This is a genomic window from Mesorhizobium sp. KACC 23794, from assembly GCF_052180275.1.
Taxonomy (GTDB): domain Bacteria; phylum Pseudomonadota; class Alphaproteobacteria; order Rhizobiales; family Rhizobiaceae; genus Kumtagia.
Map to the genome: position 1 here is coordinate 6859387 of NZ_CP197465.1, position 21085 is coordinate 6880471.

The following is a 21085-nucleotide window of genomic DNA, read 5'->3' on the forward strand; positions in this document are numbered from 1 at the left end:
GTCATGCCCTCTCCCTTTCCGCCGGCGCCAGGCCGGAGGCCAGGCGGATGATGTTTTCCTCGGTCATATCAGCGCCTATAACCTCGCCGGCGATGCGCCCCTCATGGATGACGATCACCCGGTCGCACAGGCCGATCAGTTCCGGCAGTTCGGAGGAGATCGCGACAATGCCGGTGCCGCTGTTGGCGAGGTCGCGCAGGATGCGGTGGATCTCGGCCTTGGCGCCGACGTCGACGCCGCGCGTCGGCTCGTCGAGCAGGATCACCTTGGGGTCGACCGACAGCATCTTGGCAATCGCCACCTTCTGCTGGTTACCGCCCGACAGCGTGGAGACGGGATCGTCGATGGACCCGCGCTTGAGGTTGAGCGCATTGCCCAGCCGGTTCGCCTGCTGCCGCTCGCGGCTGCGGTCGATGAAACCGTAGGCGGTCGAAACCTGCTCGGCCCGCAGCGCCGAGACGTTTGCGGCAATCGGCAGATCGAGGAAGATGCCGGCGCCCTTCCGATCCTCCGAGAGGTAGACGACGCCGTTGGCGATGCTGTCCGTATAGCCGCGCGGAGTGACGTCCCTGCCTGCCAGCGTGACACGCCCGGATACCGTCGGGCGCAGCCCGCAGACGCCCAGCGCGATCTCGGTGCGGCCAGCTCCGATCAGGCCGGCGATGCCGAGGATTTCCTTCTCGCGCAGATCGAAGGAGACGTCGCGGAACCGTTCGCCATCGCTCAGTCCCTCGACCGACAGCAGCACGGGCGCATCGGCGCTCGCAGAATTATTTTCGGGGTAGAGGTCGCCGAGATGCCGGCCGACCATGCGGCCGACGACCGCCTCCGGCGTCATGCCGGAAATCTCCTCGGTGCAGACGTAGCGGCCGTCGCGTAGAATGGTGATGCGGTCGCAATTGCCGAAAATCTCGGCCATGCGGTGGCTGATATAGATGATGCTGATGCCCCGGCGCTTCAGGTCGGCCATAATGGCGAACAGCTTTCCGGCCTCGCGTTCGGTAAGTGCTGCGGTCGGCTCGTCGAGGATCAGCACGGAGCAATCCAGCGTCAGCGCCTTGGCGATCTCGACGATCTGCTGCTCGGAAATCGACAGGCTCTCGACCGGCAGGTCCGGGTCGATGTCGCCCAGCGTGGCGAGCACGGCGCGCGCCTTTTCGCGCAGCTCGCCATAGTTCATGAACAAAGCCCGCCGCCGGTTGGTGGCGGCCATGAAGATATTCTCGGCAACGGAGATGTCGGCGCAGAGCGCGATTTCCTGGTGCACGAAGCCGATGCCGAGTTCCTGGGCCTTTTCCGGCGACGACATCTCGGCCTTGCGGCCGCCGACAAAAATCTCGCCGCGATCCGGCTTCAAAATGCCGTCGACGATGTTCATCAGCGTCGACTTGCCGGCGCCGTTCTCGCCGGCGATCGCATGGATCTCGCCCTTGCGCAGGCCGAAACTGACGTCCTTCAACGCCTGGATCGGGCCGAACGCTTTTGAGACGCCCCTGACTTCGAGTGCGAGGGTTTCGTGCATGACGGATTGCCGGTTGTTTTTCGGGAACAGGCCGGGCGGCTGAGCCGCCCGGCTGCTTAGAGGAAAGATTATTCCTCGATGCCTTTGGTTCCGCGCCGCTTCAGATAGGCGTCCCAATAAAAATCGTCGGCATTGTCCTTGGTGACCACGGCGAAACCGTTGTCGACGAAAGGCACGCCCATCGGGTTGTAGGCAGAGCGCTTCCAGTCGTTCATCGGGTCAATCAGGTCGGGATGGGCGGCGTTGAACAGCAGCATGAAGCCCATATAGCCCTGGATTCCCTGGTTCGGGTTGACCGCGCCGAACACCTGGCCGGCCTTGATCATGTCCAGAATCTTGCCGTTGACGTCGGCGTTCATGATCTTGATCTTGCCGCCGAGTTCCTGCGCCGCCTGGGCCGCGCCCAGCGCCGAATTGGCCTCCGGCATGAACAGCGCGCCGAGATTCGGATTGGCCTGCGCCATCGACAGCACCGCCTGGTAGGCTTTTGTCGGGTCCTGGTTGGTGGCGGCGCGGCCGACCAGCTTGATGTCGGGATATTTTTCCGTCATCCGGGCGATGAAAGCGACGACGCGCTTGTCGTGGTTGTCCTGGCCGGGATTTTCCAGAATGCCGTATTCGCCCTTGCCGCCGAGTGCCTCGGCGATCACGTCAGCCGCGTAGGCGCCTTCCTTGTTGTTGTCCGAGGTGACGTAGGAAGCGCGCTTGCTGTTGGGCGAATCGGCCGCGAAGGTGACGATGGACACGCCGGAATCGACGGCCCGGTTGATCGGCTCGATGAACGGATCGGAGTTCATCGGGTGGACGAGGATGCCCGCCGGCTGCTTGGCCAGCGCCTGGTCGAAACTGGCGATCTGCTTGGTCACGTCATATTCCGGCGTGCCGGTATAGGCGGTCTTGCAGCCCATCGCCTGGGCGGCCTGCTTGAACGCCTCATAGACGGGGAACCAGTATTCCACGCCCGAGACCATGACGTTCATCACATAGGTCTCGCCTTCCTTGCACTGATACTTGCTTTCAGCCTGCGCGGCCGTGGCGGCCAGCAGCGACACGCCGGCGGCAAGGCCTATCAAGAATTTCTTCATGCGATTGTTCTCCTCCGATGGCGGCGACCAGAGCCCTCCCGGTCGCCTTCGATTGTCATGCGTGAAATAAATTTCACTTAGTGACATCTATTTCATAGCGGAAATATCCGCAGCCGGCTGTCCTGTCAACAGGCGGCTTTCGATGCGGCGTTTTACGGCCACGAATGAGCATTGCCCGACTGGCGCGGGCCGGAATTGAAGGCGCGGGTGGGTGGGAGTGGCAAACCGGTGATTGAAAAGACCGGCGAATGAAAACACCGCTTTGAGGGCGGGGCGGGATCGCATAAAAGGCCGTGAGGCAAGACCAGTCCCACGGCGCGAGCCGCCCAGGACGGTCAGCAGGTCACGCGGACAACAAAGGAAACGGTCCCATGAAATTTTTCGTCGACACCGCCGATGTGAAGGAAATCCGCGAGCTCAACGATCTCGGCCTGCTCGACGGCGTCACCACCAACCCGTCGCTGATCCTGAAATCCGGCGGCAAGATCGCCGAGGTCACCAAGCAGATCTGCGACATCGTCGACGGACCCGTCTCGGCGGAAGTGGTCGCCACCGAATATTCGGAGATGATCGAGCAAGCCAAGGTGCTGGCCAAGATCGCCGACAATGTCTGCATCAAGGTGCCGCTGACGCTCGACGGCCTGAGGGCTTGCAAGACGATCCGCACCGAAATGAACCGCATGGTCAACGTCACGCTGTGCTTCTCGGCCAACCAGGCGCTGCTGGCCGCCAAGGCCGGCGCCTCGTTCATCTCGCCCTTCGTCGGCCGCATCGACGACACGGGATCGGACGGCATGGAGCTGATCTCGGAAATCCGCACCATCTACGACAACTATGACTACAAGACCGAGATCCTGACCGCCTCGGTGCGCACCGTGAACCACGTCAAGCAGGCAGCGCTTATCGGCGCCGATGTCATCACCGCCCCGCCGGCGACGCTGCGCGCGCTGGTCAAGCACCCGCTGACCGACAAGGGCCTGGAACAATTCCTCGCCGACTGGGCCAAGACCGGCCAGACCATCGGCTGATCTTTTGCCTTGCGCGCCGGCCGATAAACGCGGCCGGCGTCCGCCCTACTTTTCAGACGCTTTCAGGTAATTGAGCAGCGCGACCGCATTGTTGTGCTCGTCGTCCCGCGCCGCGTAGAGCAGCGTCACCTTGTCCTTGCCGGCGACGACCCGCCGCAGTTCCTCGACGGCTTCCGCGTTGCCGTCGAGTTCATCCCGGTAGCGGCGGCGAAACTCCTCCCATTTCTCCGGATCGTGGCCGAACCAGCGGCGCAATTCCGCGCTCGGCGCGACCTCCTTCAGCCACAAATCGATCGCGGCGTCGGCCTTAGCGACCCCGCGCGGCCACAGCCGGTCGACAAGGATGCGGAAGCCGTCTTCGCTCGACGGCTGCTCATACGCCCGTTTCAGTCTGACCATGCGTTCATCTCCCTTCGTCGGGACGCGACTCACCCCTTCCGATACAGTCCCTCATAGGTCTGCCTCAGCACATTCTTCTGCACCTTGCCCATCGTATTGCGCGGCAGTTCCTCGACGAACATCACCCGCTTCGGCTGCTTGAACTTCGCCAGCCTGTTCTCCAGCCCGCGCAACACGGCGGCCTCATCGATCTCGGCGCCACGCTCCCTCACCACCACGGCCGTCACCCCCTCGCCGAAATCCGGATGCGCCAGCCCGATCACCGCGCTTTCCAGCACGCCCGGCAACAGGTCGATCTCGGTCTCGACCTCCTTGGGATAGACGTTGAGCCCGCCGGAAATGATCAGATCCTTGCCACGCCCGACGATCTGCACATAACCCTGCGCATCGATCTTGCCGAGGTCGCCGGTGATGAAGAACCCGTCCGGGTGGAATTCTTCCGCCGTCTTCTCCGGCATGCGCCAGTAGCCGGAAAACACGTTCGGCCCTCGCACCTCGATCATGCCGATCGCCTCCCCGCCAAGCTTTTCGCCGGTCGCCGGGTCGACGACGCGCAGGTCGACGCCGGGCAGCGGAAAGCCGACCGTGCCGGCCATGCGCTCGCCGTCATAAGGGTTCGACGTGTTCATGTTGGTCTCGGTCATGCCGTAGCGTTCGAGGATGGCGTGGCCAGTCCGCTCCTTCCACGCCGAAAAGGTCTCGGCCAGCAGCGGCGCCGAGCCCGACACGAACAGCCGCATCGTCTCCAGCCGGGCGCCCGCCAGCCCCGGATGGTCGAGCAGCCTGACATAAAAGGTCGGCACGCCCATCATTGCCGTCGACCGCGGAAACGCCGTGATCACCTCAGCCGGGTCGAAGCGCTGGAAGAACAGCATTTTGGCGCCGGACAGCAGCACCGTGTTGAACGCCACGAACAGGCCGTGCGTGTGAAAAATCGGCAGCGCGTGGATCAGCACGTCGTCACGCGTGAAACGCCAATAGTCGACCAGCGTCAGCGCGTTGGAGGCGAGGTTGCCATGCGTCAGCATCGCACCCTTGGAGCGCCCGGTCGTGCCGGAGGTGTAGAGGATCGCCGCGAGGTCGCCAGCCTCGCGCGGCCGGTCCTCGAAATTTTCAGGCTGGCCGGCCGCAAGTTCGACAACCGAGCCGTCCCCCTTATGGCCCAGCGTCACGACCCGGCAGTCTTTTGCCGCGATGCCCTCCATCTCGGCGTTCTTGCCTGGCGGGCACACGACAACGGCCGGCTCGGCATCGAGCAGGAAATACTCGACCTCGCGCAGCATGTAGCCTGGGTTAAGCGGCAAAAACACCGCGCCGGCGCGCACGCAGGCGAGATAGAGCAGCAGCGCCTCCGGGCTTTTTTCCACCTGCGCGGCGACCCGGTCGCCGGGCTTCACGCCAAGCCCCACCAGCGCATTGGCGAGCCTGCCGGTCTCGGCAAGCAGATCGCCGTAAGTCAGCACGCGGCCGTCCTCGCGCTCCAGGCACGGTTTCCCGGCCTCCGGCATGCGGGAACGGACAAGGTCGAACAAATGGTTCATCGGGATTTTTTCTCGCACTGGCATGCGATGGCTAGCGCCAAGCCGGAGCGGGTGCAACCGGGGAGTGGCAGCAACGTATTCCGGCTGAATTTCGGCTACGGGGTGGGACGCACTGTTCAACGTGACGGTTCAGATCGAGCCGTGCTGGACTGACCATGGATGATCAGTCCGAGCAGCACATAGAGACGCAACCCCCGGCAATTGAACAAAACCAAACGCTTGTCGTCACGCTTCCCATTGAGGCATAGGATCGGCCGACGCGACGGGGACGGTGACCGCCGCGCGGGGAGGGCCGATGACGAAAACAGTCGCTTTGCTGGGCACGCTCGATTCCAAGGGCGTCGAATACGCATTTCTCAAAGCGCGCGTCGAGGCGCTGGGCGCGAAAACGCTGGTGATCGACGCCGGCGTGCTCGGCGAGCCGCCCTTCCGGCCCGACATTTCAGCCGCCGAGGTGGCGAAGGCCGGCGGCAGCAATCTCGAAACGCTGGTGGCGCGGCGCGACCGCGGCGAGGCAATGGTGGTCATGAGCCGGGGCGCGGCGGCGCTTGCCACGCGCCTCGTCGCAGAACGGCGGATCGACGGCATCGTCGCCATGGGCGGCGGCGGCGGCACGTCGATCGCGGCCGCGACCATGCAGGCCCTGCCGGTCGGCTTCCCAAAACTCATCGTCTCGACGCTGGCCTCCGGCGACGTCAGCCCGATCGTCGGCGTCAAGGATATTGTGGTCATGCCGTCGATCGTCGACATCGCCGGCATCAACCGCCTGTCCTCGCAAATCCTCTCCAACGCCGCCGGCGCCATCGTCGGCATGGCCGGCGTCGAGCGCCTGAAACAGGTCGAGGAAAAGCCGCTTGTCGCCGCCACCATGTTCGGCGTCACCACGCCCTGCGTGACCAGGGCGCGGGCCGTGCTGGAGGAGGCCGGCTACGAAGTGCTGGTCTTCCACGCCACCGGCACCGGCGGCCGCACCATGGAGGAACTGATCCGCGCCGGCTTCATCGTCGGCGTGCTCGACATCACCACCACCGAACTCGCCGACGAACTCGCCGGCGGCATCCTTTCCGCCGGGCCGCACCGGCTGGAAGCTGCCGGCGAAAAAGGCATCCCGCAGGTCGTGTCGGCCGGCGCGCTCGACATGGTCAATTTCGGCGCGCCCGACACCGTGCCGGCGCGCTACGCCGGCCGCACCTTCTACCGCCACAACCCGCTGGTCACGCTGATGCGCACCACGCCCGAGGAGAATGCGGCGCTTGGCACGACCATCGCCCAAAAACTCAACCGGGCGACCGGGCCGACCGTCTTCATGATTCCGAAACAGGGCGTGTCGTCCATCGGCATGGAGGGAAAGCCGTTCCACGACCCGGCGGCGGACGCGGCATTGTTCGAGACGCTGAAACAAAACCTCGCCGGCAATGTCCGGCTGGTCGAACTGGATACCGACATCAACGACGAGGCTTTCGCGACTGAGGCGGCGCGGCTGTTGGTCGAGGCGATCGAAGCGAGGGCCACCCTGTAGCCGCCGGGACCAGTGCTGCAGATACCTTCTCATGCCGAGCCGCTTGCGACCGGCGCTGCAGCCACCCACGATCCTCATCCTAGGTGCGAGCCCGCACGAAGCGGAGAGCCGGGCTCGATTTTCGAAGGGCGAGCCTCGAAGGACGCACGATCAATCGGTGCGTCTCAAACGCTCTTTGCTTGTGAAGTCAAAAGGCCCCGGCGTGAAGCCGAAACACCGAAAACAGCGTCACGATCGCCATTTTCGGGCCTATAGTGAAGCCAAATACCGCATCGCAGGCGTATTGAGCGCACAAACCATTGGAATCGTGCGATATTACGGACTTCACATGGATTCGGCGAGGCAGTCCGGTCCGTCAAGTTCGCCCGCCGGATGGAACGGCTTTCAGCCCCGGTTCGCCCGCAAACGGGCCGTCGCCTCGGCATCAATCCGGCCATCGCGAAGGGCTACGCCGAACAGTCTTACCGCCTGATTTTCCGAATAATATCCAAGGCTGATATCCTTCAGCACCGCCTGCGGATCGCGCAGGAAAGGATCGCCAAAACCCCCGCCGCCCGGCGTGCTTACGCTCACCCGGTCGCCAGCCTTCAGCGGAATATCCTGCTCTTTCGACAGGTGCGGCGGCACGTGGGCCACTCCGTCGCGCCAGACCGTGACTTTGTTCACTTCACCATCCTTGCCGCCGAGCACGCCCTGCGGCCCGACCCGCCCATGATCCATGACGAAAGACGCGCGCGCCTCGCCGCGCAGCAGTTCGACCTCGTAGGCGAGGCCAAAACCGCCGCGCTGTTTTCCCGCGCCGCCGGAGCCCTCGCGCAGCGCATAATGCCGGTAAAGGATTGGAAACGCTTGTTCCATGATCTCGACCGGCGGCGATTTCGAGATGCCGATGGTCGAGCAGCCATTGGTCAATCCGTCACCCCCGGCATGTCCGCCATAACCGCCGCCGGAAATCTGGTACATGACGAAATCGCGCCCGCGAGCCGGATCATGCCCGCCCAGAGCGAAATTCCCGCTCGACCCCGCCGGCGCCGCCGTAACCTCGTCCGGCAAGGCCTGAACCAGGGCCGCGAACACCGCCTCGGCTATTCTTTGCGAGACTTCCGCGGCGCAGCCCGATACTGGCCGAGGATACTTTGCGTCGAGGAAAGTCCCTTCCGGACGCTTGACAACCAAAGGCTCGAAGGCACCGGCGCTCATCGGCACATCGGGGAAAATATGGCGCATGGCGAGATAGACCGACGAAAGGGTGGTCGCCAGCACGCTGTTCATGGGTCCGGCGCAAGGCGGGCTGGAGCCGGAAAAATCGAAGGTCAGCGTGTCGCCCGCCTTCTCCACCGCCAGCGCGATGGTCAGCGGCCGGTCGACGACACCGTCGGAATCGACGAAGGCGGTCGAGCGGTAGGTGCCGTCGGCAATGCGCGCGATGTTCGCCCGCATCTGCTCAGCGGCGCGGCGGCGCAGTTCGGCGATCGCCTCGACGACCGTGCCGTCGCCGTAGCGGTCCAGAATCTGGAAGAGCCGTTCCCGGCCGACATGAAGGGCGGCGGCCTGCGCCTTGATGTCGCCGATACGCTGGTCGGCGACGCGGATGTTGGAGGTGATGATCGCGTAGATTTCGGTGTCGAGCACGCCCTTCTTGAACAGTTTCACCGGCGGCAGGCGCAGCCCCTCCTGCTCGACCGCCGTCGCCGAGGCGGAAAAGCCGCCCGGCACCGCACCGCCGATATCCGGCCAATGGCCGGTGTTCGACAGCCAGCAGAATATCTTGCCGCCGCGATAGACCGGCATGGCGAAACGCACGTCCATCAGATGCGTGCCGCCGAGATAGGGGTCGTTGACGATATAGATGTCGCCCTCCTGAGGCGGGAGGCAGCGGCCGGCGGCGATCATCTCGATGATCGTCTTCGTCGAATATTGCATGACGCCAACGAACACCGGCAGGCCCTGGCTGCCCTGGGCGATCAGCGAGCCGTCGAGCGCCGAATAGATGCCGTCCGAGCGGTCGTTGGCCTCAGCGATCACCGGCGAGAAGGCGGCGCGCGAGAAGGTCAGGTCCATCTCGTCGCAGGTCTGCTGCAGGGCCGCCTGGATGACGGAAAGGGTGATAGCGTCGAGCGTCATCGCTGTCATGCTCCGACCTCGATGATCAGGTTGCCGTCGCTGTCCGACCGCGCCCGGTCCCCAGGCTCCAGCACCGTCGTCGCATCCATCTGCTCGAGGATCGCGGGCCCGACGATTTCAGTATCAAGCGGCAATTTTCCGCGCGCATAGATCGGCGTGTCGCGAAAAATCCCGTCGAACCGGACGGGCCGGATCTCGGTCAGCGCATCGGCGAGAGTAGCCGCGCGACCGGCCGGGTCGATCAGCCGCGACAGGTCGACTTGTGGCCGCACGCCGGTCACCGAGGTGTTGAGGTTGACGAGATTGGCTCGGATTTCGGGAAGCTCCACCCGGAAGCGCGCGAAATAAGCTTTCTCGAACAGTGCCTGCAATTCGCCGCGCGAAACCTCCGCCGAAGGCAGCGGCACGGTGACGATATGCGTCTGTCCAACGAACTGCATGTCGGCGGAATGGCTGAAGCGGATGACCTCCGGCCTCACCGCCTCCTTGTCGATCAGCATCACGCCCTGGGCGCGATGGCCTTCCAGCACCGCCCGCATCGCCGCCTCATCCAGCGTCGCCACCGGACGGTTGACCGTGTTGACGAAATCGTGGCGCAGGTCGGCAACGACGCAGCCCAGCGCGTTGGTGATGCCCGGCCGCGCCGGCACCAGCACGCGCGGCAAGCCGAGTTCGCGCGCCAGCGCGCTGGCATGCAGCGGTCCCGCGCCACCGAAGGCGAACAGCGTGAAATCGCGTGGATCGTAGCCGCGCGCCACCGAGACCATGCGGATCGCGCCGGCCATCTTCATGTTGCCGAGCCTGAGCACCGCGCCGGCCGCCGCGTAGCCGTCGAGGCCAGCGGCGCGGCCGATCCTGTCCTCGAAGATCGCCCGCACATGCTCGACCGTCACCGGCCGTTCGACGGCGAGCAGTTTTTTCGGGTTGAGCCGGCCGAGTACCAGGTTGGCGTCGGTGATGGTCGGCTCCATGCCGCCGCGCCCGTAGCAGATCGGGCCGGGGTCGGCCCCGGCGCTTTGCGGGCCGACTTGGATCAGGCCCGAAGCGTCAACGCGGGCGATCGAGCCGCCGCCGGCGCCAACGGTGTGCACCGCCACCATCGGCACATGGATCGGCATCGCATATTCGATCTCGATCTCGTTGGAGACGGCGGGCTGGGCGTCGAGGATTAGCGCCACGTCGGTCGAGGTGCCGCCCATGTCGTAAGTGACCAGCGACGGGAAGCCGGCCCGCTTTCCGGTATAGGCGGCGGCGATGACGCCGGAAGCCGGCCCGGACATGACGGTCTTCGCCGCATCGCGCGTCACGTAGCGCGCCGAGATCATGCCACCATTGCCGTTCATGATCAGGAAGTCGCGGCCATAGCCGCGCCCTTCCAGCTCGCGCCGCAGCCGCTCGACATATCGCTCCAGGATCGGCTGGACGCTGGCGTTAACCGCCGCCGTGACGCCGCGCTCGAATTCACGCGCTTCAGACAGAAGCGAATGGCCGGTGGTTACATAGGCGTTCGGCCAGAGTTCCGCCGCGATCTCGGCGGCGCGCCGCTCATGCGCCGGATTGGCATAGGAATGCAGGAAATGGATGACGATGGATTCACAGCCGGCGGCGAGAAGCCGCTTCACCGCGTCGCGCACCGCGTCCTCGTCCAGCGCAGTATGCACCGCGCCTGACGCCTCCATGCGCTCGGTTACCTCGAGCCGGAGGTTGCGCGGGATGACGGGCACAAAACTGCCAGTCATGCCATAGGCCTGCGGCCGTGTGCGCCGGCCAAGCTCGATCACGTCACGAAAGCCGCGCGTGGTGATCATGCCCGTTCTGGCCAGCCGGCGTTCCAGCACCGCGTTGGTGGTGGTGGTCGTTCCGTGCACGATCAGGTCGATGTCGCCGATCGGAAATCCGGTCTCCGACAGGGCCGCGACGACGCCGAAAGCCTGGTTGTCCACCGTGGTCGGGGTCTTGGCGATGCGCACCCTGCCGCCGTCGCTTCCGTTGATCAGGATCAGGTCTGTAAATGTGCCGCCGACATCGATGCCGGCCACGACGCTTCCCGGCCGCGCGGAATTATTCTCTGCCATTCGACAAACCCGCAATGCCGGACTAGTCGCCCCGGGCAGTTTGGAAAGCTGTTCTCCGCCCGCGTCTTGACCCTAAACTCGTTTGTATACTAATAAATTTCCGACACAAGAGCTTAGCTTTCGGGCATGCGTTGAGCAGCGCCGGGCCGTTCGGGTCCGCCGCGAAAGACGCCTTTGCGCTGAAGAAAACGAAAAGGCGCGGCGTCGATGAACTCCCCCCTCTCTCTCGGAAACGCTGCGGTCCGGCCGCTGGCTTTCCCGATTCCAGCCAACGTACATGTCGAGACGGTGGTGTCGGTGAAACACTATACCGACCGGCTGTTCTCGTTTCGCATCACCCGCCCGCAGTCCCTGCGCTTCCGCTCGGGCGAGTTCGTCATGATCGGCCTGCCGAATGCCGAGAAGCCGGTTTTCCGCGCCTATTCCGTTGCGAGCCCTGCCTGGGACGAGGAACTGGAGTTCTTCTCCATCAAGGTGCCGGACGGCCCGCTGACCTCCGAACTGCAGAAGATCCAGCCGGGCGACGCCGTGCTGATGCGGCACAAGTCGACCGGCACACTGGTGGTCGACGCGCTGACGCCGGCAAAACGCCTGTTCATGATCTCGACCGGCACCGGCATCGCGCCCTTCGCCAGCCTGCTGCGCGATCCCGACACCTACGAAAAATTTGAGCAGGTCTTCGTCACCCATACCTCTCGCGACCGCGCCGAACTGGTCTACGGCCAGGAACTGGTCGCAGGCCTCGCCGATGACCCGCTGATCGGCGAGTTCACGCAAGGCCGCGTCACACTCTATTCAACGACGACGCGCGAGGAATCCAGCCATATGGGCCGTATCACCGCGCTGATCGGCTCCGGCAAATTCTACAGCGATCTCGGTATCGAAAAACTCGATCCCGCCACCGACCGCGTGATGATCTGCGGCTCCATGCACATGCTGAAGGACGTCAAGGAGCTGGTCGAAAGCCTGGGCTTCAAGGAAGGCTCGCTGAACCATCCCGGCGATTTCGTGGTGGAGCGCGCCTTCGTCGGGTGAAAGCTGACGCTGGACAGCAGGTTTCCAAGTCGGTTAGGCTTGCGGCCCGGTGCTCAGCCGGTCGGACGCCGAACAGGGAATTTGCAGATGTTCGAAGGTCTCTCGAAATACCAGTCGCAGTTTCTGGCGGTCCTGCGGATCGTGACCGCCCTGCTCTATATCGAGCACGGCACCATGAAACTGTTCGGCTTCCCGGCTTCTTCCATGGCGCCTGGCGACGGCGGGCTTTCCACGCTGATGCTGGTCGCCGGCATCCTCGAGACGTTTGGCGGGCTGCTCATTGTCGTTGGATTCCACACCCGCACGGCCGCCTTCATCCTGTCCGGCCAGATGGCCGTCGCCTATTTCAAGGCGCATGCCCCGCAGGATTTTTTTCCCGCCAACAATATGGGCGACGCGGCAATCCTGTTCTGCTTCATCTTTCTCTATCTGGTGTTCGCCGGCCCCGGCGCCTGGAGCGTGGACGGCGCTCGTCGATGACAGGTATTTTGCCTGTTTGAAACCTCGCATCGCGCATGAATTTTGACTGACCGGTAAAATCCGGCTGATTTGTTCGCCGAACTGCGTTATCCCTTCGGCTGCTGGGACTCCCCGTTCGGCGGAGTTTGTCCTATTCTCGGCCAAACACGACCGCTGGCGTAATTCAGCCGGTAGGCATCGAAGGGCAGGCAATGATGAGCAAGGCTGCGGCGCAGGCCAATCTGCAAACCCCGAACGTGACACCGCTGCCGCCGCGCGAGGCGGCAAACACGCCCGCTGTCGCGGTGCATGCGATCGCCCGCAATCCCGGCATGAAGCTCGATCTGGGCTTCCTGGAATCGGCACGCAACGTCAACCGCAGCGCGCTGGAGCGGCGCGTCGCGTCCCTGACGAAGCGCCGCTCGATCAAGGCCGACAACCAGGCCGCCTGGCTGCTGCGCGCCGTCGCCTGCATGGACCTGACGACGCTGAACTCCAACGACACCGAGGAGCGCGTGCGCCGGCTCTGCGCCAAGGCGGTCAACCCGTTCCGGTCGGACATCGTCGAGGGGCTGGGCATCGCCGGCGCCAACATCCGGCCGGCGGCCGTATGCGTCTATCATCCGTTCGTGGCGACCGCGGCCGAGGCGGTGCGCGGCACCGGCATCCATGTGGCGGCGGTCTCCACCGCCTTCCCGCATGGCCTGGCGCCGCTCGACACGCGTTTGAAAGAAATCGAAGCATCGGTGAAGGACGGCGCCGACGAGATCGACGTGGTCATTCCGCGCGGCCTGGTCTTCTCGGCGAAATGGCAGGAACTCTACGACGAGATCGTGCAGATGCGCGCCGCCTGCGGCGAGGCGCATCTGAAAGTCATCCTCGGCACCGGCGACCTCGCCACGCTGCGCAACGTCATGCTGGCCTCCATGGTGGCGATGATGGCGGGGGCCGATTTCATCAAGACATCCACCGGCAAGGAAAGCGTCAACGCCACCCTGCCGGTCGGCCTGATCATGGTGCGCGCCATCCGCGCCTATTTCGAGGAAACCGGTTTCCTGATCGGCTTCAAGCCGGCGGGCGGCATCTCGACGGCTAAAGCCTCGCTCGACTGGCTGGTGCTGATGAAGGAGGAACTCGGCCGCCCGTGGCTGGAGCCCGATCTGTTCCGCTTCGGCGCCTCCAGCCTGCTCACCGACATCGAGCGGCAGCTCGAGCATCACCTGACCGGCCGCTATTCGGCCAACCATCGCCACGCGATGGCATGAGGTCGGCGCCCACCCTCCCCCCTTGTGGGAGGGGAATCGCATATGAGTAGATTGTCAGAGGGTTGCCAATTGGCGGATTGTGGATTCTTGGAAAGGCTCCAGTGTTGGGGAGCTCTCGATGGAAACGATCCAGGCTGCATTCGGTCATCTCGATCCGCGCGATCAGAACGCACGGCACGATTTCTGCGAGATACTGTTCATTGCCTTCGCGGCGATGCTGTGCGGCGCCAGGAATTGCTCGGACATCTGGCGTTTCGGCCAGGAGAAGGAGGCGATGCTGCGCCAGGTGCTGACGCTTTCGCACGGCATTCCTTCGCACGACACCTTCTCGGCGCTGTTTCGCAAGCTTGTCCCGCAGGCTTTTGCCGAGGCCTTCGCCGGCTTCATGCAGCATGTCGCGGCGGCGGCCGGCGGCAACCGGCAGGTCGCGCTGGACGGCAAGGCGATGCGCGGCGCCTTCGAGAAAGGTCGGCAATTCGCGCCGCGCATGATGGTGTCGGCCTGGGGAACGGAACTGCGCATGACGCTGGCGGCCTTGCCGGCAAAGGGCGGCAACGAAGCCCGGGCGGCCATCGACCTGCTCGGCCTGATCGACCTGCGCGGCGCCGTGGTCACGGCCGATGCGCTGCATTGCTCGGCCGGCATGGCCGAACAGATCGTGCGGCGCGGCGGCGACTACGTGCTGGCCTTGAAGGGCAATCGCGAAGCGCTTCTGGCCGACGCCGAGCACCTCCTCGCCCGCGCCGTCACGCCCAGGGCGGCGCTGGCCTTCACCCGGGAGGAGGGGCACGGACGCCAGGAATGGCGCCAGGCGCGGGTGGTGCGCGCGCCGGGGCTTGGCCGCAAGCACGGCTTTCCCGGCCTTGCGGCGATCGGCGAGGTCAGGCGCACGCGTGTTGTCGGAGACAAACGGCAGGAGGAGCGCTGCCTCTACGTGCTCTCGCGGCCGATGGCGGCAAACGACCTGCTTGCCGCCGTTCGAAGTCACTGGGATATCGAAAACGGCCTGCACTGGCAGCTCGACGTGATCTTCCGCGAGGACGAATGCCGAACCCGCAAGGATCACGGCCCCGAAAACCTTGCTCTGCTGCGGCGCTTCTGCGTCAATACTTTCCGCGCCGACAGCAAAAACGACACCATGCGCGGCAAGATGATGCGCGCTGGATGGAACGACGCCTATCTCTTCCAGCTCATCACTCATATGCGATAGCCCTGCCCTCAAGGGGGAGGGTCGCGCCGCAGGCGCGGGGTGGGGGTCGAAGAGGAAGCTCACTTATCCCGATGAATCAACTGAACAGCCATTTACCCCCACCCCGATCGGCTTCGTCGATCGACCCTCCCCACAAGGGGGAGGGTAAAGGAGGCACCTCATGAATATCCTCGAGAAATTCAATGCCATGAACTACGGCCCGGCGCCGGAAGCCCGCAACGAGGCGGATGCCTGGCTGGCGGCCCGCGATTTCTCCAAGGCGCTGTATATCGGCGGCGAGTGGAAGGCGGCGGCATCCGGCAACACCTTTGACGTCAGCGAGCCGTCGTCGACGAAGCTTCTGGCGAAGGTGTCGGACGCCGGCGAAGCGGATGTCGATGCGGCGGTCGCCGCCGCGGTGAAGGCGCTGCCGAAGTGGAGCGCGCAGTCCGGCTATCAACGCGCAAAAGTGCTTTACGCCATCGGCCGCGCCATGCAGCGCCATCAGCGTCTGTTCGCGGTGCTGGAATCGATAGACAACGGCAAGCCGATCCGGGAAAGCCGCGACATCGACGTGCCGCTCGCGATCCGCCACTTCATCCACCACGCCGGCTGGGCGCAGGCGCTTGACAAGGAGTTTCCGGACCACAAACCGGCAGGCGTCGTCGGCCAGGTCATTCCGTGGAATTTTCCGCTGCTGATGCTCGCCTGGAAGATCGCGCCGGCGCTGGCCACCGGCTGCACCGTGGTGCTGAAACCCGCCGAATTCACGCCGCTGACGGCCATCCTGTTCGCACAGATCTGCGAGAGCGTCGGCGTGCCGAAAGGCGTCGTCAACATCGTCCAGGGCGGACCGGAAGCGGGAGCGGCGATCGTCAATCACCCGGGCGCGCAAAAAATCGCCTTCACCGGCTCGTCGGAAGTCGGAAAGATCATCCGCAAGGCGACTGCCGGGTCGGGCAAAAAACTGTCGCTGGAGCTTGGCGGCAAGTCGGCCTTCATCGTCTTCGAGGACGCCGATCTCGACAGTGCTGTAGAGGGGCTGGTCGACGGCATCTGGTTCAACCAGGGCCAGGTCTGCTGCGCCGGCTCGCGGCTCTTGGTGCAGGAAGGCATCGCCGACGCCTTCATCGCCAAGGTCAAGGCGCGCATGGCGAAACTCGTCGTCGGCAGCCCGCTCGACAAGAACACCGACATCGGCCCGCTGGTCGACAAGGTGCAGTTGGACCGGGTGCGCGGGCTGATCGAGGCAGGTGCTGCGCAAGGGGCCGAATGCTGGCAGCCGGACTGCCCCCTGCCCGAGACCGGCTGGTATCATTTGCCGACACTGGCGACGCGCGTCGCTCCCGCCAACATTTTGGCACAGGAGGAAGTGTTCGGCCCAGTGCTGGCGACGATGACTTTCCGTACCAACGAGGAAGCCGTCGAACTCGCCAACAACACACGTTACGGGCTCGCCGCTTCCGTGTGGAGCGAGAACCTGAACGTCGCGCTGCATGTTGCGCCGCAACTGAAGTCCGGCGTGGTGTGGGTCAACGGCACCAACATGTTCGACGCCGCCTGTGGCTTCGGCGGCTATCGCGAGAGCGGTTTTGGCCGCGAGGGCGGGCGCGAGGGTATGTTCGAATATCTGGTCGCGCCCCTGCCCTATGGCGCGGCCATCAAGCCCGCGGCCGATGTCGCGCCTTCGCCCGAAGGCGCTGACGCCCTGCCCAGCATCGACCGCACGGCAAAGCTGTTCATAGGCGGCAAGCAGGTGCGGCCCGACGGCAACTATTCGCTGCCGATCCTCGACCGCAAGGGCAAGGTGTTGGGCGAGGTCGGCCTCGGCAGCCGCAAGGATATTCGCGACGCCGTCTCCGCCGCGCGCGGCGCCAAAGGCTGGGCCGATGCCACCGGCTTCAACCGCAGCCAGGTGGTCTACTATCTCGCCGAAAACCTTTCCGCTCGTGCCGACGAATTTTCGGCGCGGCTGGCCGCCCTCACCGGCGTTTCGCCCAAGGCGGCGCGCGAGGAGGTCGAACTCTCGGCCGAGCGCCTGTTCTATTATGCCGGCATGGCCGACAAGTTCGAGGGGCGCGTACACCAGCCACCCGCCCGCGCCGTGACGCTGGCGCTCAACGAACCGGTCGGCGTCATCGGCATCGTCGCGCAGGACGAGCAGCCGCTGCTCGGCCTGATCTCCCTGGTCGCGCCCGCGCTGGCCATGGGCAACGCTGTGGTCGCGGTGCCCAGCCAGAAATACCCGCTGCTCGCCACCGACCTTTACCAGGTGATCGAATATTCCGACCTGCCGGCCGGCGCGGTCAACATCGTCACCGGACGCAGCGCCGAGCTTGCAGGCGTGCTCGCCAAACATGACGATGTCGACGGGCTGTGGGTCGTCGCCGACGCCGACACCTGCCGCAAGGCCGAGGCCGAATCGATCGGCAATCTGAAGCGTGTGTGGACGAGCGGCGGCAAGGCGCTCGACTGGTCATCGGATCTGGCGGCCGGCGAAACCTTCCTGCGCCGCGCCGTCGAGGTCAAGAACGTCTGGGTGCCTTACGGGGATTGAGCTGTGCCCGGTCGCACATACAGCGGCGCCAAGATGGCCGTTGAACAGCCCAGCGGCTTCGGATAAGAAGCGATGGCCGAGTCCTATCCGGTTCGGCCTTATCGGTCTGCACCCGTAGCTCAGCTGGATAGAGCGCTGCCCTCCGAAGGCTCGTGTCAAGCCGGTGGGTCGCGAAATGGAGAGAAAAAGAACGTAGAAGATCAATGGCTTACGCGAAGGGTATCCGGCCCGTCAAAGTCGCGGAAAATCCGCGTAAGCACTGCGTAAGCAAGATGCACCCGTAGCTCAGCTGGATAGAGCGTCGCCCTCCGAAGGCGAAGGTCACAGGTTCGAATCCTGTCGGGTGCGCCAACTGCTAGCCTTCAAACTACGAATCTGGGGGTCAGGAGTTCGAATCTCTTCGGGCGCGCCAATAAATTCAATACCTTATGCGAGTTTCGCCGTTTCAAAATTCCAATTTGAAACGGTTTTTGAAACGGTTATGGACAATCGGATAGGCAGGCGAAGGACTTCGGGAATTCGGCGCAATCCGTTGAGCGCCCTTTGTCGTGGGTGCACGGCTTCGTTCCATTGCGGGTCGGAGCTATGCAGCCGCTGGGGCAAGAAGTGAAGGTATTCCCGTTTGAGCGTTGCCCTCCGAAGGTGGAGGCCACATGTTCGAATCGTGTCGGGTGCGCCATTCTCGAACAAAAGACAGAACTGCAGCCGGCGTTTTGCCGAGACATTCGGAAGCTGCTCTCACAAGCGCTGATTCACACCCAGATACTGTTCTTTTCGACCAAGGCAGGTTCGCATACGGGTCTCGGCCTCACCGGATGCACCCAGATGGTGACGGCTGGCGCCGGCAGGTTCAACATCACTTCGGGACCAGGCTGCGGCACTACGGTTCAGGTTTCGGTGCCTGTCGCGGGGGGCGACAAACAGTATGTTGCCCCTGTTCGGCGGGTCGGGTCAAAAGCCATGAGCCGCAGGCTCGCCGAGTCGAGAATGCCTGCCTCAGCCGATCGCCATGAATGGCCCTGTCAGGAGTGCACCGGCTTCTTTCCGCCGAGATTTCAGCCAATCGAGGTGATCTCGAACTAATGCCCGCTTGGCTATGTCTTGTTCGAGCAGCTCGTTCGCTTCCGCGATGGCGTCGTCGAGCGTCGTCCACCGTCCTGTCGTCTCCCTCCTCGTGTGAAGCCGGTCCGCAATTGCGCGCGCGTAGCTTACCCTGGTCTCGGCCGGGATGACCTCAGGGGCCTCACAGTAGACGATGCGCCTCGCCAGCATTCTTAGGCGGCCGTCCTCGAAATGGTTGGAGAGCTCGATCCGCCGCTGCCAATCGGAACGGTGGAAATCGTCGAGAACCGCCTGGTCCGACTGCGAGTAGAACCCGGCGTATATCCGCTCTTCGACATGCGGGCTCTCCTCGAAAGGGATGCGTCCGGCCAGCACTGCAGCGATCAGCCGGCTGCACAGGTCGGGATTGTTCCGCACCAACTGCGCACGGTGTGCAAGTTCTGACGTTCCGAGCTCGTGCCCCGGCGCCAGCGGCCCGGCGATCTCGGTCGGCATGAACACCGGGCAACCATTCAGCTTCACCGACAGGATTGGTCGCGGCACCGTAGCGATATGCGCGGCGAGCTGCTCGTCGCTCATCGAAACGAGCTCCGCCGGATCGTGTTGCAGGTCCAGGGCGAGTAGTTCGCTCGAGTTGCCTGGGTTCAGGCCAAGGGCGGTGACGAGGCGCGAACTGTGGAAACCGAAGGCAAGGCGCGTCGCCACGAACACCGGTTCCGTCTCGACGTATTGGGCAGCGGCTGCTTTCGTCCGATAGGCCGTCGCGGCACTCCAGACGGCCGGCGCACGCTCCCGGATCAAGCGGGCAATGTGGATGGTGGCATGGACGTCGGCCAGCGCATCGTGGGCGTTCCGGTGGTCGAAGCCATTGGCTGGCACAAGCCGGTCGAGCTTGAAGCTCACCCGGCCCTTTTCGTTAATCGGCCAAGTCAGCGCCTCCGGCTGAAACGCATGCACGGCCAGCGCCATAGTCAGCACGTCGAGACGCGAATTGCCGTTGGTGTTGGTCAGGTAGATCGGCAGCAACGACTTGTAGAATGCCTGCCGGAGGAGCTCCTCGTCGAATCGCAGAGAGTTGTAGCCGACGATGGTGGCTGGCGACCACGCCGTCATGACCGCATGGATGCGCCTGCACATCTGGTAGTGCGACGGCGTGCCGGGATCGAACAGCTGCTCGACGCTGACGCCGGTCACGACCATCGCGCCTGGCGAGGGAACGACATACGGCAGCAGCCTGGACCGAATCTGGAACTCGTCGACGACGTTCAGCTCGTCATCGGTGAGCACGGCCGCGAATTGCAAGATCTGGTCGAACACGCGGTCCGCTCCCGTGGTTTCAGTGTCGTAGAAGATGAAAGGCACTTGACGTTCTTTCGCCCCGCGAACGTGGATCTGTCCTCGTGGCCGCCGAATACGCAGCCAGTTCGAACCGAATTCCTGTTCAGAGTTGTGGTTCAAGGTCGTAGGCGCCGATCACCCAGATGAAGCTTTGGATGTCGATCCCGTCGCGAGGTTCAAGGTCCTCCAATTCGTTCTCTGTTCGGCGCCTGAGATCGAGCAGGCTCTCGTAAACGGTGATGTCGAGGTCGGGCTTATAGTCCCACTGGTATCGATGACCGACCCGCTCGGCGAAATCCCTGGTTACCTCCGGCTTCAGGAACAGGTGCTCCTCTGGTCTCCACAGAAACGGAAGATACGTCACGACCGTCCACTTGGCGTTGTCGCGCCCGACCGCATGCTTGATGTCGGCAAGTGACTGCTTATCCTTGCTAAGGGTGAATCTGGCCACGCCCCGTATGAAGTCGTCGGCTGCCGCACTGCGCAGCAGATCCCTGACCCGCATCTTTTCGTACGGTGCCAGCAGGTTCGTTGCATTGTAGATTTTGATAGCAGGGCCTCGCCGAAACCTGAACCGATGGCGGCCTTTTGGACTGGGACGCTCTCCTCGAGCTTGCGGCCGGCCGCCACCTTGTAGTCCCGTTCTCCTTTCACGAATTGCTCGGATTTGAAGCCGCCTGGAAAGTGCCGAAGGAATGTCTTGCAAGCACCATCAAAGCCGAAATAGCGCTTCTGGGTCTTGGCGACTTCGTCGTGAAGTTGGTGCCAAGTGCTGTCAGCACTTTCGCCGCGGTGGATAAGGACCTTCCCGTCGGCTTTTCCGTAGAATTTGCCGTCCTTCTTCACCAAGCTTAGCTCGATCTTACCGAGTTTGCTGGTTCTCAACG

The 21085-nt window shown here is 63.9% G+C and carries 16 protein-coding genes and 1 tRNA gene; 9 read left to right on the forward strand and 8 right to left on the reverse strand.

The window, feature by feature from the left end; genetic code table 11:
* Position 1 precedes the first annotated feature (1 nt).
* Together ACSBOB_RS33190 and ACSBOB_RS33195 are read right to left on the reverse strand one after the other, a co-directional pair.
* Positions 2-1522 carry a sugar ABC transporter ATP-binding protein gene (locus tag ACSBOB_RS33190; RefSeq protein WP_442580253.1) on the reverse strand — a complete coding sequence of 507 codons (1521 nt, stop codon included), beginning with the start codon at positions 1520-1522 and terminating at the stop codon, positions 2-4.
* A 68-nt stretch (positions 1523-1590) separates the two neighbouring features.
* Entirely contained in the window at positions 1591-2607 is a 1017-nt protein-coding gene (locus ACSBOB_RS33195) for a substrate-binding domain-containing protein (protein WP_442580254.1), read from the reverse strand.
* A gap of 371 nt (positions 2608-2978) precedes the next feature.
* Here ACSBOB_RS33195 and fsa point away from each other — a divergent pair, with 371 nt between their 5' ends.
* Positions 2979-3635, forward strand: a complete 657-nt coding sequence (fsa, locus tag ACSBOB_RS33200; RefSeq protein WP_442580255.1) for a fructose-6-phosphate aldolase — start codon at positions 2979-2981, stop codon at positions 3633-3635.
* Positions 3636-3680: 45 nt separating this feature from the next.
* Here the strand turns inward: fsa and ACSBOB_RS33205 are convergent, their stop codons facing one another.
* Both ACSBOB_RS33205 and ACSBOB_RS33210 read right to left on the reverse strand, forming a co-directional pair.
* A complete protein-coding gene (locus ACSBOB_RS33205) occupies positions 3681-4034 on the reverse strand; it encodes a DUF488 domain-containing protein (RefSeq protein ID WP_442580256.1) in 354 nt (117 codons plus the stop codon).
* A 29-nt stretch (positions 4035-4063) separates the two neighbouring features.
* Positions 4064-5575: a malonate--CoA ligase gene (locus ACSBOB_RS33210; protein WP_442580257.1), complete on the reverse strand. Its 1512-nt coding sequence runs from the start codon at positions 5573-5575 to the stop codon at positions 4064-4066.
* A gap of 295 nt (positions 5576-5870) precedes the next feature.
* Here ACSBOB_RS33210 and ACSBOB_RS33215 point away from each other — a divergent pair, with 295 nt between their 5' ends.
* Entirely contained in the window at positions 5871-7094 is a 1224-nt protein-coding gene (locus ACSBOB_RS33215) for a Tm-1-like ATP-binding domain-containing protein (RefSeq protein WP_442580258.1), read from the forward strand.
* Between the two features lie 384 nt (positions 7095-7478).
* Here ACSBOB_RS33215 and ACSBOB_RS33220 read toward each other — a convergent pair whose 3' ends face one another.
* Both ACSBOB_RS33220 and ACSBOB_RS33225 read right to left on the reverse strand, forming a co-directional pair.
* Positions 7479-9218 (reverse strand): hydantoinase B/oxoprolinase family protein, encoded by a 1740-nt coding sequence (locus ACSBOB_RS33220; protein WP_442583917.1) that lies wholly within the window; start codon positions 9216-9218, stop codon positions 7479-7481.
* Between the two features lie 5 nt (positions 9219-9223).
* On the reverse strand, positions 9224-11293 hold the full coding sequence (locus tag ACSBOB_RS33225; RefSeq protein ID WP_442580259.1) for a hydantoinase/oxoprolinase family protein: 2070 nt from the start codon (positions 11291-11293) through the stop codon (positions 9224-9226).
* A 207-nt stretch (positions 11294-11500) separates the two neighbouring features.
* On the opposite strand from ACSBOB_RS33225, the gene ACSBOB_RS33230 reads away from it, so the two are divergent.
* From ACSBOB_RS33230 to ACSBOB_RS33255, 6 genes are all read left to right on the forward strand, one after another.
* Positions 11501-12328, forward strand: coding sequence for a ferredoxin--NADP reductase (locus tag ACSBOB_RS33230; RefSeq protein WP_442580260.1), 828 nt, complete (start codon positions 11501-11503; stop codon positions 12326-12328).
* A gap of 81 nt (positions 12329-12409) precedes the next feature.
* The gene (locus tag ACSBOB_RS33235; RefSeq protein WP_442580261.1) at positions 12410-12808 is read left to right on the forward strand and encodes a DoxX family protein; all 399 of its coding nucleotides are present in this window, start codon (positions 12410-12412) and stop codon (positions 12806-12808) included.
* Between the two features lie 194 nt (positions 12809-13002).
* A complete protein-coding gene (deoC, locus tag ACSBOB_RS33240) occupies positions 13003-14052 on the forward strand; it encodes a deoxyribose-phosphate aldolase (RefSeq protein ID WP_442583918.1) in 1050 nt (349 codons plus the stop codon).
* Between the two features lie 118 nt (positions 14053-14170).
* The gene (locus ACSBOB_RS33245) at positions 14171-15262 is read left to right on the forward strand and encodes an ISAs1 family transposase (protein ID WP_442580262.1); all 1092 of its coding nucleotides are present in this window, start codon (positions 14171-14173) and stop codon (positions 15260-15262) included.
* A gap of 160 nt (positions 15263-15422) precedes the next feature.
* Positions 15423-17798 carry an aldehyde dehydrogenase family protein gene (locus ACSBOB_RS33250; RefSeq protein ID WP_442580263.1) on the forward strand — a complete coding sequence of 792 codons (2376 nt, stop codon included), beginning with the start codon at positions 15423-15425 and terminating at the stop codon, positions 17796-17798.
* 274 nt (positions 17799-18072) lie between these two features.
* Positions 18073-18149, forward strand: a tRNA-Arg gene (locus ACSBOB_RS33255).
* A gap of 645 nt (positions 18150-18794) precedes the next feature.
* Here the strand turns inward: ACSBOB_RS33255 and sbcB are convergent.
* Positions 18795-20222, reverse strand: coding sequence for an exodeoxyribonuclease I (sbcB, locus tag ACSBOB_RS33260; protein ID WP_442580264.1), 1428 nt, complete (start codon positions 20220-20222; stop codon positions 18795-18797).
* 79 nt (positions 20223-20301) lie between these two features.
* Complete coding sequence (locus ACSBOB_RS33265) at positions 20302-20703, reverse strand: hypothetical protein (protein WP_442580265.1); 402 nt, start codon at positions 20701-20703, stop codon at positions 20302-20304.
* A gap of 83 nt (positions 20704-20786) precedes the next feature.
* Between ACSBOB_RS33265 and ACSBOB_RS33270 the strand changes: the two genes are divergently transcribed.
* The gene (locus ACSBOB_RS33270; protein WP_442580266.1) at positions 20787-21053 is read left to right on the forward strand and encodes a hypothetical protein; all 267 of its coding nucleotides are present in this window, start codon (positions 20787-20789) and stop codon (positions 21051-21053) included.
* The last annotated feature ends 32 nt before the right edge of the window (positions 21054-21085 follow it).

What these genes read in the sequence shown, in the direction of transcription:
- ACSBOB_RS33210 (WP_442580257.1), bottom strand. Translation starts at nt 5,575, where the DNA reads ATGAACCATTTGTTCGACCTTGTCCGTTCCCGCATGCCGGAGGCCGGG.
- fsa (WP_442580255.1), top strand. Translation starts at nt 2,979, where the DNA reads ATGAAATTTTTCGTCGACACCGCCGATGTGAAGGAAATCCGCGAGCTC.
- ACSBOB_RS33205 (WP_442580256.1), bottom strand. Translation starts at nt 4,034, where the DNA reads ATGGTCAGACTGAAACGGGCGTATGAGCAGCCGTCGAGCGAAGACGGC.
- ACSBOB_RS33265 (WP_442580265.1), bottom strand. Translation starts at nt 20,703, where the DNA reads ATGCGGGTCAGGGATCTGCTGCGCAGTGCGGCAGCCGACGACTTCATA.
- ACSBOB_RS33190 (WP_442580253.1), bottom strand. Translation starts at nt 1,522, where the DNA reads ATGCACGAAACCCTCGCACTCGAAGTCAGGGGCGTCTCAAAAGCGTTC.
- ACSBOB_RS33250 (WP_442580263.1), top strand. Translation starts at nt 15,423, where the DNA reads ATGAATATCCTCGAGAAATTCAATGCCATGAACTACGGCCCGGCGCCG.
- ACSBOB_RS33195 (WP_442580254.1), bottom strand. Translation starts at nt 2,607, where the DNA reads ATGAAGAAATTCTTGATAGGCCTTGCCGCCGGCGTGTCGCTGCTGGCC.
- ACSBOB_RS33245 (WP_442580262.1), top strand. Translation starts at nt 14,171, where the DNA reads ATGGAAACGATCCAGGCTGCATTCGGTCATCTCGATCCGCGCGATCAG.
- deoC (WP_442583918.1), top strand. Translation starts at nt 13,003, where the DNA reads ATGAGCAAGGCTGCGGCGCAGGCCAATCTGCAAACCCCGAACGTGACA.
- ACSBOB_RS33220 (WP_442583917.1), bottom strand. Translation starts at nt 9,218, where the DNA reads ATGACGCTCGACGCTATCACCCTTTCCGTCATCCAGGCGGCCCTGCAG.
- ACSBOB_RS33230 (WP_442580260.1), top strand. Translation starts at nt 11,501, where the DNA reads ATGAACTCCCCCCTCTCTCTCGGAAACGCTGCGGTCCGGCCGCTGGCT.
- ACSBOB_RS33215 (WP_442580258.1), top strand. Translation starts at nt 5,871, where the DNA reads ATGACGAAAACAGTCGCTTTGCTGGGCACGCTCGATTCCAAGGGCGTC.
- ACSBOB_RS33225 (WP_442580259.1), bottom strand. Translation starts at nt 11,293, where the DNA reads ATGGCAGAGAATAATTCCGCGCGGCCGGGAAGCGTCGTGGCCGGCATC.